We start from the raw sequence: 17833 nt of genomic DNA on the forward strand, positions 1-17833 counted from the left end.
ACGGACCATCTGAGGATGTGAGAGACAGGTAGTCTGCGTTGTGCAAGTTTTACGACGAGGCGCCTGATTTCCTGAATGGACCAGCGGACGACGATTATCGTGTTCTGCGTTGTGTTTTTTTCGGTTTCAATGAGTTTGCCTGATACCGGACACTTGCCATGACGGCATAGGCCAGCATGACCAGAGAGACATGCCGATGCCAACCATGCCAGGAGCGGGTCTCGTTATGATCAAGACCAAATTCGTTTTTGGCCGTCTCGAAACATTCTTCGATCCTCCAGCGCGTCCCTTCAACGTTCACGAGTTCCTGCGTGGTTGTCCCTTTCGGGCTCCAGGTCGTAAAATAGGCAAGGTCCCCGTCAGAGATGTTTCGGCGGATCAACAGGCCACGTGTCCATGGTCCGGCTATAGGGCTGTCAAATTCTTCAGCATCCAGATCAGCAAGCGGAAGATACGCCCAGTCATAAAGTCGCTCACCTTTTGTGCCGTGCCCCGCTGACAGACGACGCCAGGCCTGGTCTGGCAGTCCTGCTGCAATATCTTTCGCCTCTCCGGCAATCAGCGGTTCCATTGTCCATGATCCGAACCAGTGATTGCCCTTGACCCCAAGAACGTATCCAATTCCTGCCCGGCGAAGCGTGCGTTCCACATCGCCGACGCCATACACGCTGTCTGCTGCAACCCAGCGGAAGGGCACACCGGCCTCAATATTCCGCTCAATCATCATTGAGGCTAACGCCGGTTTGGTTGCGAACACCACGTCATCGGGAACGTGGGCCTGCTTCAGGCGCTCAGGCTTTGATGTCCAGTCTTTTGGAAGATACAGGGCGCGGTCAATAAAGGCATGCCCCCGTTCCGAAACATAAGCGCCAAACACACCAATCTGGCAGTTCGTGATCTTGCCGGCAGATCCCGTATACTGCCGCCCCACACCGCAGGACGCCTGACCCTTCTTCAGAAAACCGGTCTCATCAATGACCAGCACGCCCTCTTCAGTGCCCAGATGCTCAATCACATAATCCCTGACGACATCACGAAGGACCTCGGCATCCCAGTGCCCGCGCCCCAGAAGCGCCTGCTGCCGCCATGGACCGGGATCTCCTACGGCTTCCGCTCGCATCCATCCCGTCTTGCGTGGTTCATTGCCAATCAGAACGTCAAGGAAGGCACACGCAGAAGCCGCAACACGCTTCTGCGTGAACAGCGGCGCCATCCGATCCTTGGCGGACCGAAGCGAGCGCGCCCATAATTCCAGCGTCTCTTCAACAGACGCACCGCCACTCATCATATCCTGAATCATGGTTACCCATAAATTCAGAACTCAATGCAAAATGCAACTGTAGTGCTAGGCTCAGGACTCATTCTTTGAGGTAGAAGATGAAGCTTGCTGCGATGTGGATAGCGGACATGAAAGTGTGTGCGCAGCGGTCATATCGTGTTGCCACCCGCCGCCAGTCTTTGAGCTTTGCGAACATGTTTTCGATGAGGTGGCGCTTTTTATATAGATGCCAGTTGTAAAGTGGCTTTGATTTCCGGTTCTTCTTCGGCGGAATACAAGCGGTGATCTTCCGTTCTGCGAGAGACTGCCTGATTTTATTACTGTCGTATCCCCGGTCCCCGATGACCTCTTCTGTCTCATCGGGAAGGTCTGCCAGAAGTACATCTGCTCCCTTGAAGTCACTAACCTGACCGGCCGTCAGATGAAGACGGACAGGACGGCCTTCGCTATCACAGACGGCATGAAGCTTCGAGTTCAGACCGCCTTTTGTGCGTCCGATATGGCGGGGAAAAGCCCCTTTTTGAGCAGGGACGCTGCCGTTCTATGCGCTTTGAGATGTGTTGCATCGATCATCAAACGCTTCGAACGGCCAGCCTTTTCCGTCAGAGCCACAAAGATCCGGTCGAAGACACCCAGGCGGCTCCACCGGATGAAGCGATTGTATAAGGTCTTGTGCGGACCATACGCTTTCGGAGCGTCTTTCCACTGAAGACCGTTGCGGATCACGTAAACGATCCCGCTCAGGACGCGTCGGTCGTCCACACGCGGAACTCCATGCGCCAGAGGAAAAAATGGACTGATCCGTTCCATCTGCCTCTCCGAAATCAAAAACAACTCACTCACAGCCTCACCTCCATTGGTAAGCCTGTGAATCACAACGTCTCGCTCAGTTCAATAAATTAATAGGTCCTGAGCCTAGCACTACAGTTGCATTTTGCATTGAGTTCTGAATTTATGGGTAACCATGATTCAGGATATGATGAGTGGCGGTGCGTCTGTTGAAGAGACGCTGGAATTATGGGCGCGCTCGCTTCGGTCCGCCAAGGATCGGATGGCGCCGCTGTTCACGCAGAAGCGTGTTGCGGCTTCTGCGTGTGCCTTCCTTGACGTTCTGATTGGCAATGAACCACGCAAGACGGGATGGATGCGAGCGGAAGCCGTAGGAGATCCCGGTCCATGGCGGCAGCAGGCGCTTCTGGGGCGCGGGCACTGGGATGCCGAGGTCCTTCGTGATGTCGTCAGGGATTATGTGATTGAGCATCTGGGCACTGAAGAGGGCGTGCTGGTCATTGATGAGACCGGTTTTCTGAAGAAGGGTCAGGCGTCCTGCGGTGTGGGGCGGCAGTATACGGGATCTGCCGGCAAGATCACGAACTGCCAGATTGGTGTGTTTGGCGCTTATGTTTCGGAACGGGGGCATGCCTTTATTGACCGCGCCCTGTATCTTCCAAAAGACTGGACATCAAAGCCTGAGCGCCTGAAGCAGGCCCACGTTCCCGATGACGTGGTGTTCGCAACCAAACCGGCGTTAGCCTCAATGATGATTGAGCGGAATATTGAGGCCGGTGTGCCCTTCCGCTGGGTTGCAGCAGACAGCGTGTATGGCGTCGGCGATGTGGAACGCACGCTTCGCCGGGCAGGAATTGGATACGTTCTTGGGGTCAAGGGCAATCACTGGTTCGGATCATGGACAATGGAACCGCTGATTGCCGGAGAGGCGAAAGATATTGCAGCAGGACTGCCAGACCAGGCCTGGCGTCGTCTGTCAGCGGGGCACGGCACAAAAGGTGAGCGACTTTATGACTGGGCGTATCTTCCGCTTGCTGATCTGGATGCTGAAGAATTTGACAGCCCTATAGCCGGACCATGGACACGTGGCCTGTTGATCCGCCGAAACATCTCTGACGGGGACCTTGCCTATTTTACGACCTGGAGCCCGAAAGGGACAACCACGCAGGAACTCGTGAACGTTGAAGGGACGCGCTGGAGGATCGAAGAATGTTTCGAGACGGCCAAAAACGAATTTGGTCTTGATCATAACGAGACCCGCTCCTGGCATGGTTGGCATCGGCATGTCTCTCTGGTCATGCTGGCCTATGCCGTCATGGCAAGTGTCCGGTATCAGGCAAACTCATTGAAACCGAAAAAAACACAACGCAGAACACGATAATCGTCGTCCGCTGGTCCATTCAGGAAATCAGGCGCCTCGTCGTAAAACTTGCACAACGCAGACTACCTGTCTCTCACATCCTCAGATGGTCCGTCTTTCGACGAACACATCAGGCCAGCGCTATCCGCGCTCACTCACGACACAAAATGCAACTGTAGTGCTAGCCCGTCTCAAAAATTCGAGATATGCGTCTCGCGCCAGTTCAGGCGGCTCGTGCCTGAGCACGCGCGCAAAGCCAAGCAAGAACTCGTCCGCCTCCAGAATCTTTGCGTGGACAAAGAACTTACGCATCTTGGTAACGTCATGAAGAATCTGTGCTTCCAATTCCTCATCGGTCAAGCCTGCCTTCGGGCCACTAGCCTTCTCAATTAGCGCCAGCAAATAGGAAAAGGAATTCTGAGGCTTATCGAGATGGCGCAAGCGTTCCACCAAAGCGGCTTTACGGGCGTTGGCGTCTAGGGCTGCTTGGGAAAGTTTAGTAACGTTCGCTACGCAGATATCGAGCATATATAAGGTAGGTATAGAATCGGACCACGCTTGCATCCCCGCAGCCTGCTCGGGAGTAAGGAGGAGCGTCAGCTTAATCTCGTGGCCGCTAACGTATTCAGTGCCATTCTCATTTGAAGTCATTTTTTCACTTTCATCGTAAGCGTAACGTATGCATGCGCCTGCTAAGTCCTACGGGCTCGTATTATTAGCGGCAGTGCAAATATGCCTTATCGTGCCAATAGATTTTCCACGAATGCCAGAGTTTTCTGCCTGTTCACTCAGTCTTTAGTTTTATGAGCGAGCTTAAACGTTATGCTGTCGCGGCGCCTAACAATGTCGCCTTTCGGGTAGCTGTGATGACCATCTGAATGTTCGACATGGAGGCGACTGCCACCTTTTCCTCGTATCGCGCCCACATATGTGCTAATGTGGGTTTGTGCTTCGTGGGAGGGATATATCATGAGCCGACTGACCATTGATATGACGGATCAGCAGCACCAGAGCCTGAAAGCACTGGCGGCGCTACAGGGCAAAACGATCAAGCAGTATGCGCTTGAACGCTTGCTCCCTGATAATCTTGATACCGACCAGGCGTGGCAAGAACTTAAAAATCTTCTTAGAGCCCGCGTTCAGGAAGGCCTTGATGGCAAGGTAAGCTCAAAGAGCGTCAGTGCGATCCTCGGTGAGGAACTCAACGAGAAGCGCACTTGAAAAGTTACATCCTTACTGAAGCCGCGGAAGCTGATTTGCGTGCGGTCATCCGTTACACAACAAAACAGTGGGGAGACGCTCAGGTTCGTCGATATGTCGCCGTTCTGGAGCAAGGCATTGTCAGTCTCGTCGAGGGCCATAGCGCTTTCAAGGATATGAGCACGCTGTATCCCGGGCTCAGAATGGTACGGGTCGACCATCACTACATTTTCTGCCTGCCGCGTGAGGGCGCACCAGCGTTGGTCGTGGCCATCCTGCATGAGCGCATGGATCTTCTGACCCGCCTGGCAGGCCGGTTATGATTTGACGTCCGCTTCCGGCAACGCAGATTGCCGAGCCCTACGTCCGACATGAGGGCGTAAACAGAACATCCGGTATCGAAAGGAAAATAGAGAAACCGGACATTGTAAAAAACGATCCCGGACGTTTGTCCGCCTGTGCGGCATAGAAACGGGCCATGCTATTGTGCCGGACAGGAGGGTAGCGGTCGTTCGCTTATTGGCGGGTTCGTCCCCGTTAAAAAACGTGGTCCATGGAACTGTGCGAACTTGAGAATGGTGACACCGCCTTGCGGTGATCCCGGTTAGGAAGATGATTGATAGGCATGTTCCACACCCTCCTCCAGCACACTGTGTGGAGATGTTACGATGCCTCGAAAATCTGCAAAAGCGTCCTTTGATCTCACACGCCATATTCAGGGAGCCGCTGCGATTGATATTGGATCACGGATGCATATGGCGGCGGTGTCCCCTGAGGCTGCGAAGGACCCAATCCAGTCCTTTGGCACATTTACGTCCGACCTGCATGCGTTGGCTGAGTGGTTCAAAGAATGCAAAGTCACCAGTGTCGCCATGGAATCTACAGGCGTCTACTGGATCCCGGTTTATGAAATCCTTGAGCAGCATGGTTTCGACGTCATTCTGGTGAACGCGCGCTACGCCAAGAATGTACCCGGTCGCAAGACGGACGTGAGCGATGCCGGATGGCTCCAGCAACTTCATTCCTATGGCTTGCTGCGTGGAAGCTTTCGGCCTCAGGCCGATATTGCCGCATTGCGGGCTTACTTGCGTCAACGTGAACGTCTGGTCGAGTATGCTGCGGGACATATCCAGCACATGCAGAAAGCCCTGATGGAAATGAATCTGCAACTCCATCACGTCGTCTCCGATATCACTGGCGTCACAGGCATGCAGATTATCCGGGCAATTGTCGGCGGTGAACGTGATCCAGAGACGCTGGCCGCTAAGCGCGACGTCAGATGCCGCTCATCGGCAGAAGTGATATCGGCAGCTCTGATGGGCAATTATAGAGATGAACATGTGTTCGCTCTGACGCAGGCCCTGGAGCTCTATGATATTTATCAGGAACGGATCATGGCCTGTGATCGCCGCATGGAAGGCCTGCTACTGCTTTTGAGCCACGGCAGTGCAAAGCCTGCAGCAGACCTCCCAAAGCCTCGGATCAAGACAAAGCAGGTGAGTGCTCCGTCCTTCGACGTACGAGGCATTCTGTATCGCTTGCTGGGCGTGGATCTCACGCAGATCCATGGCATCGGTGTGTCCTTGGCCCTCAAGCTTGTGGCAGAATGCGGCACAGATCTCCGCGCCTGGCCAAGTGCAAAACATTTCACGTCCTGGCTCTGCCTCGCTCCGGGGAACAAGATTTCCGGTGGCAAGCTTCTTTCATCTCGCACACGCCGATCCTCAAGCCGGGCCGCAGCACTACTACGTCTGGCTGCCACGACGCTCGGGCGAAGCGATACTGCGTTGGGGACTTTTTACAGACGCCTGTCAGCGCGGGTCGGGAAAGCAAAGGCTGTGACCGCCACGGCCCGGAAAATAGCAGTTCTGTTTTATAATACCCTCAGATACGGCATGGTTTATGCCGATCCCGGAGCAGGACATTACGATGAAATCCATCGCAAACGTGTCGTCTCCAATCTACACCGACGCGCACAATCGCTGGGGTTTGTCCTGCATCCCATCCCTGTAGCCACCGAACCTGCTGTTTCTTAGGAAGCAGAGGCACGAAGACATTCTAAATGTGAATGTCAGAAACAATCCTTAACGATCTGAATGAGGTGAAGCGGCGAATTCGATAAAGTCCCGCAGATATTGAATCTCATCGTCAGTTTCGCGGTGACCAAGAAATATCTGTTTCGCAATGCCTTTTTTACCAAGTTTTACAGGGTAAAGTTCAAAGCGGGAGGCATACTCTTCCACCAGCCAGCGTGGAAGTGCTGCAACGCCTCTTCCATGGGCCACCATCACCAGCATGATGTCCGTCGTCTCGATCTGCTTTTGCTGCCGTGGACCAATCCCGGCTGGTTGCAGAAACTGCGTGTAAATATCAAGCCGTTCTGACGGAACGGGATAGGTAATCAATGTTTCGTCTGCAAGCTGCTCCGGCAACACGAACTTTTCTTCACGTAAAGGATGTTCGGGACCAACAGCCAGTACGAGTTCATAATCAAAAACCGGTGTGAACGTCAGGCCGGGTTTGTAAAGCGGATCAGGTGTGACCAGAATATCAACTTCATTACTGAACAGCGCGCCGATCCCACCAAACTGGAACTTCTGTCGTACATCCACATCAACCTTCGGCCATCTATCCAAATAGGGAGCGACCACCTTTAGGAGCCACTGATAGCAGGGGTGGCATTCCATGCCGATGCGTAGTGTACCACGCTCTCCATTTGCGAATTGTTCAAGACGGTTTTCTGCAAGTTCAAACTGCGGAAGCAGACGGTTCGCCAGTGATAACAGCCATTTCCCTGCCTGGGTGAGCACGAGTGACCGTCCCTCCCGCCGCCATATCTTTACGTCGAGCTGCTGCTCGATCTTGCGGATAGAATGGCTGAGCGCTGGCTGGGTCAGATTCAGCCGCATCCCGGCGGCCGTCAACGAGCCCTCGCGCGTGACTTCCCGAATGATTGTCAGATGACTGCGCTCCAGAATACCCATGTCTCGTCCGATAAATGCACAAAATTCATATAATGATAAAAATGTATCATTTCAGTTCATTTTTATAAACTCTTATCGTGATGCTTCTGCGCGATCCATTCGGATAGTTTCCATAGTTTCGACTGACAACTATCGCTTTCTTCGTTCTGGATTTAAATACGGCCTCAATCTCCTGCCTGAAGCCTTCAGGAAAAAAGTGGGCGTTGCACCTCTTTCCGACTGCCATGACTGACACACTAAAAAGCAGGCTGTCGGAAGAGCGCACCGACGTGGTTGTCTCTACGCCTCTTCCACCACCGAAATCCCAATCCAGCGGTCTCTCAGACCGAGAGTTCTTTGCGAACAATTTCCACGCCTGCGCCTAAGGCATTGAGTTTGCCTCGGGCCACTTCACGCGACAAAGGAGCCATACCGCAGTTGGTGCAGGGATAAAGCTTGTCGGCATCGACAAACTGAAGTGCCTTTCGCAAGATGTCAGCGACCTTCTCGGGCGTCTCAATGGTATTGGTTGCCACATCAATAGCGCCGACCATGACTTTTTTTCCACGAATGAGTTCAATCAGATCCATCGGAACGCGGGAGTTCTGACACTCCAGTGAAATCAGATCGATATTGGATTTCTGAAGTCTGGGAAAGATCTCTTCATATTGTCTCCATTCCTGACCAAGAGTATTTTTCCAGTCAATATTGGCTTTGATGCCATAGCCGTAGCAGATATGGACTGCGGTTTCGCATTTCAGTCCTTCAATAGCTTTTTCTAATGTTGCGATACCCCAGTCGTTCACCTCATCAAAGAAAACATTGAAGGCGGGTTCATCAAACTGGATGATATCGACGCCTACCGCCTCCAGCTCTTTGGCTTCCTGATTGAGGATTTTGGCGAAGTCCCAGGCCAGTTTCTCGCGACTTTTATAGTGGCCGTCATAAAGTGTATCGATCATGGTCATAGGGCCAGGCAGCGCCCACTTGATGGGCTTCTTCGTCAGTGTGCGTAAAAACTTCGCATCCTCGACAAAGACCGGCTTCTCACGCGTCACGGTGCCTACGACTGACGGCACACTTGCATCGTAGCGGTTGCGAATTTTAACCATCTGACGGTTTTCGAAGTCGACACCACTGAGATGCTCAATAAACGTTGTGACGAAATGCTGACGTGTCTGCTCACCATCGCTGACGATATCAATTCCGGCACGATCCTGATCGTCCAGGGTCAGACTTAGCGCATCCTGTTTACCCTTGATCAGTTCCTCACCCTGCAATTTCCAGGGTGACCAGAGCGTCTCGGGTTTGGCAAGCCATGAAGGTTTGGGCAGGCTGCCGGCCGTTGAGGTAGGGAGCAGTGTTTTCATAAGAGATGGCCTTGTGTTTCTGATTGATCAAACGGCGTAACTGGCAGACCACTGCTCAAGAACATCGTGATACGGCTTGATGAAATTCTCTTCCGTATATTTCCCCTGTGCGGTCGCCAGCTGGCTGCGCTCCTCGCGATCGTAGACAATTCGGGTATTTGAATAGTCCTGATTCTTCAGGCTCGGCTGATAACAATCGGCAGCAGCAGAATTGGCATTGTAAATTTCAGGACGGTAAACTTTCTGGAAAGACTCCATCGTGCTGATGGTGCTGATAAGCTCAAGAGCGGAGTAATCAGACAGCAGATCGCCGGAGAAATAGAACGCCAATGGTGCCATGCTATTGGGTGGCATAAAATAGCGAACCTGCATTCCCATTTTTTCAAAATAGTAATCCGTCAGGGAAAATTCGCGCTGCTGATATTCAATACCCAATACAGGATGCTGATTTTCTGTTCGATGATAGATCCGATTGGTTGAGACACTAAGGCATATGACAGGGGGCTTCCTGAAATTATTTTTGTACGCCGTGGAATTCACAACGCTCTTAAAAAGATTTCCATGCAAGTTCCCGTAATTATCAGGAACGCTAAATTCTGGCTTATCTTTGTTATATTTCGGTAGCAACACGCTGAAGTCATAGTCCCGCACATACGAGGAAAAACTGTTCCCTGCGAGACCATCTATGCGCTTGTTGGCTTTTTTATCGACAATCGTCGTGTTCAGAACTTCGATCAGCGGAAAGCTGTCGCTTTTGCCAGAAAAATCGATATCCATGTCGACGGAAATGATTTCAAGCTCGACGGAATAGCGATCCCTATTGGGGTTATCCCAATGGGCCAGATCATTGAAACGATTGTCAATCATCAGCAGGACATTACGCAGGTTTTCCTGACGGCTTTCCCCTCTCGCCAGATTGGCGAAATTGGTCGTGAGGCGTGTCTTATCGGATGGATGATAGTTCTCATCAAAGCGAAGTCGATTGATACTGAATGTAAAGTCCTTAATCATTATGGCTCTGCATCTCTTTTACCACGAAAAACCAGAATTTGATTTATGGGGATTCAAGATGGCCCCAAATTTCGTTTCCAGTTCTCTCAGGTCGTGGTCATCATCATGTGTGCTGGTAAGCGCGGTGTCTGCTTTATGCCCGAATGATACAGTGAACAAAAATGATTTTATTTCATAAAAACATAAATATCGTTCATGGGTTGATGGAAGCAAAGCCTTACCCGGAGGAGATAAAGCCAGAGACATTATCAACGGGGCGCTTGTTTTCCGGCGTGTTGGCGAGTCAGACGGATGTTCTACATGCGAAAAACTGATATCTGCCTTCTGCCCCATCCATGATGTTCCAGCTTGCACGCTGGATGCGTTTGGCGGCATGTTACAGAGGCAAACGCTTCAATGGTCCCGCGCAAGCGGGTTAATAGGGAACTCCGTCACGCACTGGTCAGACGACCGTCCAGGCGCGAAGTCGGAGGCTGCTCCCGCAACTGTAGGCGGTATGCCGCTGGTTCGTTCGCCCTGAACGTGGACCACTGTTCCCATAGGGGACGGGAAGGTTGGAACCAGTTGGCCATGATCCGTGAGCCAGGAGACCTGCCATTGCTCAGCCACCAACCGTCGGGCGGGATGACCGAAGAGAGGAGAGAATATATGCCTGTCTGCCTCATGCCTCGGTCGTTCCTGATGAATCAGGCGACGGCTCTTTTCAGGCCAGAGTTTTTTACCCCATCATTTGTGGCCGATATACGAATGACGCTTTTGTGCTGCAGACAGCATTGATCCGTTAGAAACTTGAGATTCAGTCACCGGACAATGACCCATTCTGTCCGGTATTGGTAACGGGTACACTTGCTCAGAGAAACTGTGAGAGACGGCACAATGCTCCATGTCGGGGTGTTGCTTCGTTTCGCTTTGTGCTGAGCCAGTTGAAATGCCGAGGCAATGGAAAACGAGCTTCACTAAATTTCAGACCATTCAGTGTGCGCGGCACAGATCGATTTAAGACGAGTCAGAACCAATCCGGACTTCTGGTATCCTGTCGCCTGGTCCCGTGAATTGGGACGGGAAAAGGCAATCGATGTCCGGTTTGCAGGACGGCATATCGTCGTCGTGCGTCCCAAAAGCGGTGTGCCTTACGCTCTGGATGGCCTGTGCGCCCATCGGCAGGTTCTGCTCGCCAAAGGAGAGGTCCATGGTGATCTTCTAAGCTGTATCGCTCATGGTTTGAAATATAACCGAGACGGACAATGTGTTTCGCCCAATGTTTCTGCCGAAGCGCAATGTCTGCGTCTCAGGACCTGGGCCTGCCGGGAAAAAGATGGGCTCATTTTTGTTTTTATGGGGGATCAGTCTCTTGCGGACAAAACCCCATTCCCTGACTTTCCAAGGGTGAGAGACAGACGTTACCGCACGCGGCGCTTCCGCCAGGTGGTGAACTGTCATTACAGTTTCATGCATGAAAACCTGATGGATATGAATCACCAGGTTCTGCATAGCCGACTTGTCGGCAAAATGAAGCCACGGTTTCTGGGAATGGATCACGGAGATGATTTTGTTGAGGCCCGTTAAACGTTTGCACGAACGGGCGGCAAGCAGCCTTTGAGTGAGGCGCTGATTTACGGCCAGAGACGCCGTGATGGTCGGGATTTTGCCTATCGGGACGTCATGACCATCAGGACACAATATCCCTATCAGAGCCTGCGTATTGAAACGCAAGGGATTGAGGATCCCGTGATGGAGTTGTGGATCTGTATGGTAATCCCCCCATAAAAAGAGTGACTTTTGAATGAGAATTTTCTCAGCGTAAGAATTGAGGAGATTCTGATGAAGAGTGATCGCTTTACTGACGCCCAGATCATGGGTGTGATCCGCCAGGCTGAGGGCGGTGTCCCGGTTCCTGACCTGTGCCGGGAGCATGGGATTAGCAACGCCACGTTTTACCGGTGGCGCGCGAAATATGGCGGCATGGATGCTTCGACGCGGAAATCTCACGGAAGGGTTGTACATCGGGTTAGATTATGAAAAAGTCTATTTTGTGTAAAAGAAATTTTCGTAAGCTATAAGAAAACCCGATGCAGACAGAGTGTAGCGCAGGCGCGTATGAATTTCCAGCCTCCTATGGACGGCGTGTTGTAGCCCGTTTTGACGGGGGTCGCATGAGTTCGGATGGCGGTGTCATCCTGGTAAAGCAGGTCGATGATAGTCTGGGGTTCAGCCGCCGCTTTGCTGCATGTTTTCGCGATGAGCGGCATCCTGCCTTTGTGGAATACCGGGTTGAAGACCTTGTCCGTCAGCGGATCATGGGCCTGGCACTGGGCTATGAAGACCTTAATGACCATGACGCTTTACGTCATGATCCTGTCATGGGTCTGGTATCGGGACGTCTGTCAGGAAGCCGGGCCAACTGTGCGGCACTGGCAGGAAAATCCACGCTGAACCGGCTAGAGCGCAGTGGGCAGCAGGCAGATCGTTACTGCCGCATCATTGCTGATCATGAGGCCCTGGCTACCCTGTTCGTGACGCTTTTCATGGACCAGCATGAGCGCGCACCCGCCCGGATCGTTCTGGATGTGGATGCCACCGATGACCGTATCCATGGCCATCAGGAAGGCCGGGCCTTTCATGGATATTACGGCCATAACTGCTATCTTCCCCTGTATGTCTTCTGCGGGGACCATCTCCTCAGCGCTACCCTGCGCACGGCAGACAGGGACCCGAGGAAGGAAGCACTGGCAGACATCCGCCGGATCGTGGAGCAGATCAGGAGCCGCTGGCCCCGGGTGCGTATCCTGGTGCGTGGGGACAGCGGTTTCGCCCGGGACAGTCTGATGACATGGTGCGAAGACAACCACGTTGACTTCCTGTTCGGGCTTGCAGGCAACACCCGCCTGTATGACCGGATTGCCTCTTTGTCCGCTGAGGTTCGTGACGAAGCCGCCACGACAGGCAAAGCGGCGCGCGGCTTTGCCTCCTTTGACTGGATCACAAAGGACAGCTGGACGCGCCGCAGGCGGGTCGTGGCCAAGGCCGAATGGCGCCACGGCAACCGCTATCATCGCTTTATTGTCACCACGCTACCGCAGGGAATGTCCGACCCCCGCCATCTCTACGAACAGATTTACTGCGCACGCGGGGATATGGAAAACCGCATCAAGGAATGCCAGATGGATCTGTTCTCAGACAGGACCTCGTCCCACACCATCCGGGCCAACCAGCTCCGGCTGTGGTTCTCGGCCGCAGCCTATGTCCTGCTGACCGCTCTGCAAAGACTGGCCCTTGGCCAGACCAGCCTGGAGACGGCGACCTGTGGCACCATACGCGCACGACTGCTCAAAATCGCGACACGTGTAACGCTCAGCGTCCGTCGGATTGTCCTGTCCATGCCGGACATGTTCCCCTGTCAGCATGAATTCGCCCTCGCTCATGCACGATTGCGAAGGCTCCGGCAGGCCATCTGAAGAAACAGACAGTGCACAGACCACATAGCTTCCACCAACACTGCCTTCTCAGGCCGTGACACCCTCACTGCGTTCAGAACCCGCCGCCAGAAGCACAATATCGTCAATATTCCAGATCGGGCTCCTGTGGGATGACTGAATTCTACAAAATGACCTGAAATTGCCTCAAGTGTGAGATGGGGTGATTGCCGTCCTCCCCGCACGGCATCGCAATGTGCCAGAATGGTCGTTGGAAGAAACGACTGCGCGAAAGGACGGCAGATGAAGGATACAGTGATAGGCGTTGATCTGGCAAAGAACATTTTCCAGGTTCATGGAGCTTCGCGTGCGGGCGAGGTGATGTTTCGCAAAAAGCTGCGTCGTCAGCAGTTTATGCAGTTCATGGCCACGCAGCCGCCTGCTCTGGTCGTTCTTGAAGCGTGCGGGAGCGCGCATTACTGGGCTCGCGAACTGGCAGGAGCTGGTCACGAGGTCAGACTGATCGCTCCGCAGTATGTGAAGCCTTTCGTGAAGCGCCAGAAGAACGATGCTGCTGATGCGGAAGCGATTGTCATTGCGGCCCGTCAGCCGGAAATGCGCTTTGTCGAACCACGCACTGAAGCGCAGCAGGCGCGTGGCGTTCTTTTCCGGGCCCGGCAGCGTCTGGTGCACCAGCGCACGGAACTGGTGAATGCCCTGCGTGCCGTTCTGTATGAATTCGGTCTCGTCGTGCCACAGGGGATTGCGCATATCAGACACATTGAAGCCATGCTGGATGAGGCGGTTCTGCCAGAGGCTGTGAAGCAGGAATGCCTTGATCTGCTGCGACAGATTTCGGAGCAGAGTGTGCGGATTGATGTCAGAACAAAGAAGATCAGGATGCTTGCCCAGGAAAGTGAAAACACCTGCAGATTGCAGAGCATGCCTGGAGTGGGTCCTCTGACCGCTCTTGCGATTGAAGCTTTTGCGCCTGACCTGCAGAGCTTCCGGCGCGGGCGCGACTTTGCTGCCTGGCTTGGGCTTGTGCCTCGTCAGTATTCTACCGGCGGTAAAACCCGTCTGGGAAGGATTACCAAAACGGGCAACCGGCAGATAAGAACGTTGCTGGTTCTTGGTGCGACGGCCATGCTTCATCGTGCCCATAAGTGGGATAGCGCTGCGGGTCAGTGGCTATGCGAACTCATGGCGCGTCGTCCAAGGCGTCTGGCAACAGTTGCACTTGCCAATAAAATGGCTCGTATCATCTGGGCGTTGTTGTCACGTAAAGAGATCTATCGTCCGACTGGTGTCAGTGTTTCAGCAGGCTGACCTGCACCAGCAGAACGATGGACACCGGAGCTTGCTCCGGTAGATCCGGCAGTATGTACGAACCGACGTGATGGGAAGACTGTCATTCAGCAACAGTTCAGGCCATACCGTTCGACCGTCTGTGCCCCTGAGCACGCGATACGAGATTGGTGCCTGACACGTGAGCGCACACCCATGATGGCCAGCGCATAAAGTCGCATAAACAGGCCGGACATAAGAGCGCATCTGACCGGGTCTTCACGTTAAATCGGTATGCATCATCCGCCAGTAGAATAATACGTTTTGGAAATTGCATGGGAAAGACAATGTGAAGCATTGCCTTTAAACGGCCGTCCACATAAACGGTCGAGCTTCAGCATGGGCGCACTCCGTAATGAAAAGGGCGCTTCTGCTGACTGGACCGCCCCTGAGATGACGTCCGCACTATCCCACACTTCTTATGGAAGGTGCTTTCTTATTGGATGCCAATAGAACTTCTAAAATTCTCCAAAATCGATCATATCGTATGTTACTCATCATAAAATGCCATCAATCTGGAGGATTTTTTCATGTTAGAAAACCTGGACCGAATCGATATGTCCCTGCTGCGCCTGCTTCAAAAGAACGGCCACATGCCCAATGCAGAGCTGGCTAAGGAGGCAAATATCAGCGCGGCGACATGCCATCGCCGCGTCCAGCGTCTCATGACAGAGGGTTACGTGCGCGATGTCCACGCACAGCTCGAACCGGCAGAACTCGGCTTTGGTACGCTGGCTCTCGTCGGTGTCGTTCTTGACCGATCTACACCGGACAGCTTCGGCCTGTTCGAACAGGCCGTACACAACATCAGGACGATCCTGGACTGTTATCTTGTGGCCGGGGATTTCGATTATTTTCTTAAAATTAGGGTAAAGGATATGGCGGATTTCAACCGGTTTCACGCCAGCCGCCTTATCGCCCTGCCTGGCGTACGTCAGACACGAACATTCTTCGTTATGAAGGAGGTCGTGGATGGGCGGCCTCTGCCACTCTGAGCAGGACTTGCCGGTCAGAAACCGCTTCATCATACCAGTGCTCAGTCTACAGCGCCTCCGTCGGCATGGGACGAGAGGGTGGCAGACCTGCCTCCGACTGGTAACTTGTCTCTCCGACATTCTTTCAAAAATCATCTTTCGATTGGCGTTCAGAGCATCAGACTGTTGATTTTCACTGAAAACTGGGTTCTTCCGCACTTTTCGTGATGATGTTTTTTGATTATGCGGGCTGAAGGACACGCGCCCTGAGGAGTTCGAAGCCTGCTCTTCCGAACATGGTTCGCTTGATCATTTTCAGTCGGCTGATCTGTCCTTCAACCGGGCTGGTTGTCCAAGGTGTGACAAGAGACGCTTCAATGGCAGCCGCATCCCGTTCAAGCGCGGGAATCAGACGTGACAGCAGCGTCGTCTTTCCTTCTTCCAGCAGAGCCTTCAGATCGCCTCCCGTGCAGGTGTCACCCCTTTTACAGAGCAGGGTCTGCATTTTCCTGAGCCAGCAGAGTGTGACGGCAAGGTGCGGTTCAGCTTCCAGAAGGGCAGGAACCAGCAGTCCCTCCTGTCCGGCAGATAACGGATCCTCTGCGAGGAGAAGCCGCGCAAGTCTGCGTCCCCGAGGTGCAACGACATGCGCGGAAGGAACGGGTTTCGCGGAACATCCCTGTCGCGTCGCCACCCATTTCCAGACGGTGCCATATTGTCCTGCAAAGCCCTGCTCCAGGAGTTCCCGCCATAGCTGACGACTATTGCGACATCCTTCGGACCATCTCTTTTCCAGGTGGGCTGTGTAAGGCACGAGTATGCTGCGTGACGGAACCGTTCTTTTCCATGGTGGTGCATGGCCCCGCTGAAACCAGCGCCGCACGGTTTTTCTCTCTACCCCGATCGTTGTGGCGATAGCCTGAATGCTGTGTCCCGCTGCTTTCAGGGCAAGAGCTTCCTTGAAAAGAATGTCACGCCGTTCCCCAGAGGCTGACCTGACGACCGCCTGCGCCTCTTCTGGATGCGCTCTGATTGTTTCAGATATTTTGCTTACGACCGTTGATACGTTCATCTGTCGTGTCAGGGGCCTGACAGTCGTCGTAAAACGGTCCAGAATGCTGACAAAAGCGTCTGACAGGTTCTTCAGCAGATGCCAGCGGCCTGGCACCTGAAGAGCGGATGGTGCGCCTCTGCGGCATCCGTCTGCATAAGTACCGGCACGGTCTCTGGCAATGATTTCAATACCGGGGTGGACCTGCAGCCATCGGGCAAGGGTATCAGCGTCCCGATCTGGCAGGAGGTCAATGACATCATTTTTCTCAAGATCGACCACAATCGTTCCATAGTGATGTCCCCGCCGCCATGCCCAGTCATCCACCCTCACCACACGTGTAAGGGCCGTGCCTTTTGTGGTGTTCTGCACACGTGAGAGAAGACGGCGGACAAGAGTATCCGCGCTGATGGGGCAACACAGGCGCACGGTCATTCGTGCTCCAGCGGAACCGCCCAGGGTGTGGGCGATATAATAATGAAGATCGGCAAGACGTGTGGTCTGTCTGCCATGACGCACGGTTATCCCCTCAAGGGGCATGACAAACGTCCGACGTGGACAAAGCATCGTCTGGCAGAAAAAGCGCGGCACAGAAACGATCAGCGTGGCTGGACGGCCCTGCCATGGAAGATCCGCGAGTTTTCTCTGATAGAAACTGTGAATGCGTTGTGTCGGGCACTGACAGTCCGGACACACTGCACTCCGTTTTCGCAGACCGACTTCGATCTCCACTCTGTTATCCAGTGCAACAACACGACGAACGACGAGGGAACGGGGAAGATCAAGAGACCGAAGGCGTGACACTGGGGAATATCCATGAAAGTGAACGACTTTCTGGATTTCCCAGTTCCGGAACCTCAGTACAAGATACCCATCACGAAAAGTGCGGAAGAACCTGGATATTTCATTTTTTTATATAAAAACTAATTTAATTAATAATTGCTGAGATCATGATTGATATGGATCATGACTGCAACAGAGGGGAAGGCGTAGTTATGCGCGCTATTACAACAAACTATCCCCCTAAGGTTTGCATATGAAAAAAAATTGTACTTTCTGCGCTGCTTATGCTGGGC

Annotated in this window: 14 protein-coding genes, 2 pseudogenes and 1 riboswitch; of the genes and pseudogenes, 9 read left to right on the forward strand and 7 right to left on the reverse strand. The window is 53.2% G+C overall.

Annotated elements, in window-relative coordinates:
• Positions 1-94: 94 nt before the first annotated feature.
• A complete protein-coding gene (locus tag A4S02_RS08325; RefSeq protein ID WP_070323398.1) occupies positions 95-1300 on the reverse strand; it encodes an IS701 family transposase in 1206 nt (401 codons plus the stop codon).
• A gap of 58 nt (positions 1301-1358) precedes the next feature.
• A protein-coding gene (locus tag A4S02_RS15100) for an IS5 family transposase (protein WP_099046902.1) occupies positions 1359-2122 on the reverse strand; the annotation gives its coding sequence in 2 pieces (ribosomal slippage) (positions 1359-1789 and positions 1789-2122; 765 coding nt in all).
• Between the two features lie 121 nt (positions 2123-2243).
• On the opposite strand from A4S02_RS15100, the gene A4S02_RS08335 reads away from it, so the two are divergent.
• On the forward strand, positions 2244-3449 hold the full coding sequence (locus A4S02_RS08335) for an IS701 family transposase (RefSeq protein WP_070323398.1): 1206 nt from the start codon (positions 2244-2246) through the stop codon (positions 3447-3449).
• A 120-nt stretch (positions 3450-3569) separates the two neighbouring features.
• Here the strand turns inward: A4S02_RS08335 and A4S02_RS08340 are convergent, their stop codons facing one another.
• A complete protein-coding gene (locus A4S02_RS08340) occupies positions 3570-4079 on the reverse strand; it encodes a hypothetical protein (RefSeq protein WP_070323485.1) in 510 nt (169 codons plus the stop codon).
• Positions 4080-4397: 318 nt separating this feature from the next.
• On the opposite strand from A4S02_RS08340, the gene A4S02_RS08345 reads away from it, so the two are divergent.
• The 3 genes from A4S02_RS08345 (at position 4398) to A4S02_RS08355 (ending at position 6664) form a co-directional block, all read left to right on the forward strand.
• The gene (locus A4S02_RS08345) at positions 4398-4649 is read left to right on the forward strand and encodes an antitoxin (protein WP_070323486.1); all 252 of its coding nucleotides are present in this window, start codon (positions 4398-4400) and stop codon (positions 4647-4649) included.
• Entirely contained in the window at positions 4646-4951 is a 306-nt protein-coding gene (locus tag A4S02_RS08350; protein WP_070323487.1) for a type II toxin-antitoxin system RelE/ParE family toxin, read from the forward strand. The genes A4S02_RS08345 and A4S02_RS08350 overlap by 4 nt, the downstream gene beginning before the upstream one ends.
• A 345-nt stretch (positions 4952-5296) precedes the next feature.
• Positions 5297-6664, forward strand: a complete 1368-nt coding sequence (locus A4S02_RS08355; RefSeq protein ID WP_070323488.1) for an IS110 family RNA-guided transposase — start codon at positions 5297-5299, stop codon at positions 6662-6664.
• Positions 6665-6712: 48 nt separating this feature from the next.
• Here A4S02_RS08355 and A4S02_RS08360 read toward each other — a convergent pair whose 3' ends face one another.
• The 3 genes from A4S02_RS08360 to A4S02_RS08370 form a co-directional block, all read right to left on the reverse strand.
• Positions 6713-7612, reverse strand: a complete 900-nt coding sequence (locus tag A4S02_RS08360) for a LysR family transcriptional regulator (protein WP_070323489.1) — start codon at positions 7610-7612, stop codon at positions 6713-6715.
• Positions 7613-7932: 320 nt separating this feature from the next.
• Positions 7933-8961, reverse strand: coding sequence for a methionine synthase (locus A4S02_RS08365; protein ID WP_070323490.1), 1029 nt, complete (start codon positions 8959-8961; stop codon positions 7933-7935).
• Between the two features lie 27 nt (positions 8962-8988).
• On the reverse strand, positions 8989-9972 hold the full coding sequence (locus tag A4S02_RS08370) for a DUF1852 domain-containing protein (protein ID WP_070323491.1): 984 nt from the start codon (positions 9970-9972) through the stop codon (positions 8989-8991).
• A 380-nt stretch (positions 9973-10352) separates the two neighbouring features.
• A riboswitch (cobalamin riboswitch) is annotated at positions 10353-10585 on the forward strand.
• A gap of 347 nt (positions 10586-10932) precedes the next feature.
• Between A4S02_RS08370 and A4S02_RS15105 the strand changes: the two are divergent.
• The 5 genes and pseudogenes from A4S02_RS15105 to A4S02_RS08400 all read left to right on the forward strand — a co-directional run.
• Positions 10933-11727: pseudogene (locus tag A4S02_RS15105) on the forward strand (Rieske 2Fe-2S domain-containing protein); the annotation flags it as partial.
• Between the two features lie 66 nt (positions 11728-11793).
• Positions 11794-11946: pseudogene (locus A4S02_RS15110) on the forward strand (transposase); the annotation flags it as partial.
• Positions 11947-12041: 95 nt separating this feature from the next.
• Positions 12042-13427 (forward strand): IS1380 family transposase, encoded by a 1386-nt coding sequence (locus A4S02_RS08390; RefSeq protein WP_070323141.1) that lies wholly within the window; start codon positions 12042-12044, stop codon positions 13425-13427.
• A gap of 261 nt (positions 13428-13688) precedes the next feature.
• On the forward strand, positions 13689-14714 hold the full coding sequence (locus A4S02_RS08395; RefSeq protein WP_070323494.1) for an IS110 family RNA-guided transposase: 1026 nt from the start codon (positions 13689-13691) through the stop codon (positions 14712-14714).
• A 548-nt stretch (positions 14715-15262) separates the two neighbouring features.
• On the forward strand, positions 15263-15727 hold the full coding sequence (locus A4S02_RS08400) for an Lrp/AsnC family transcriptional regulator (RefSeq protein ID WP_070323495.1): 465 nt from the start codon (positions 15263-15265) through the stop codon (positions 15725-15727).
• 220 nt (positions 15728-15947) lie between these two features.
• Here A4S02_RS08400 and A4S02_RS08405 read toward each other — a convergent pair whose 3' ends face one another.
• The gene (locus A4S02_RS08405) at positions 15948-17561 is read right to left on the reverse strand and encodes an ISL3 family transposase (RefSeq protein WP_070323496.1); all 1614 of its coding nucleotides are present in this window, start codon (positions 17559-17561) and stop codon (positions 15948-15950) included.
• Positions 17562-17833 lie beyond the last annotated feature (272 nt).

Origin of the sequence: Acetobacter ascendens, from assembly GCF_001766235.1 — a bacterium.
GTDB classification, from domain to species: Bacteria; Pseudomonadota; Alphaproteobacteria; order Acetobacterales; family Acetobacteraceae; genus Acetobacter; species Acetobacter ascendens.

Bases quoted from the DNA above. Each gene is read 5' to 3' on its own strand.
- A4S02_RS08340 (WP_070323485.1), bottom strand. From the start codon at position 4,079: ATGACTTCAAATGAGAATGGCACTGAATACGTTAGCGGCCACGAGATT.
- A4S02_RS08345 (WP_070323486.1), top strand. From the start codon at position 4,398: ATGAGCCGACTGACCATTGATATGACGGATCAGCAGCACCAGAGCCTG.
- A4S02_RS08370 (WP_070323491.1), bottom strand. From the start codon at position 9,972: ATGATTAAGGACTTTACATTCAGTATCAATCGACTTCGCTTTGATGAG.
- A4S02_RS08395 (WP_070323494.1), top strand. From the start codon at position 13,689: ATGAAGGATACAGTGATAGGCGTTGATCTGGCAAAGAACATTTTCCAG.
- A4S02_RS08365 (WP_070323490.1), bottom strand. From the start codon at position 8,961: ATGAAAACACTGCTCCCTACCTCAACGGCCGGCAGCCTGCCCAAACCT.
- A4S02_RS08360 (WP_070323489.1), bottom strand. From the start codon at position 7,612: ATGGGTATTCTGGAGCGCAGTCATCTGACAATCATTCGGGAAGTCACG.
- A4S02_RS08390 (WP_070323141.1), top strand. From the start codon at position 12,042: ATGCAGACAGAGTGTAGCGCAGGCGCGTATGAATTTCCAGCCTCCTAT.
- A4S02_RS08355 (WP_070323488.1), top strand. From the start codon at position 5,297: ATGCCTCGAAAATCTGCAAAAGCGTCCTTTGATCTCACACGCCATATT.
- A4S02_RS08335 (WP_070323398.1), top strand. From the start codon at position 2,244: ATGATTCAGGATATGATGAGTGGCGGTGCGTCTGTTGAAGAGACGCTG.
- A4S02_RS08325 (WP_070323398.1), bottom strand. From the start codon at position 1,300: ATGATTCAGGATATGATGAGTGGCGGTGCGTCTGTTGAAGAGACGCTG.
- A4S02_RS08400 (WP_070323495.1), top strand. From the start codon at position 15,263: ATGTTAGAAAACCTGGACCGAATCGATATGTCCCTGCTGCGCCTGCTT.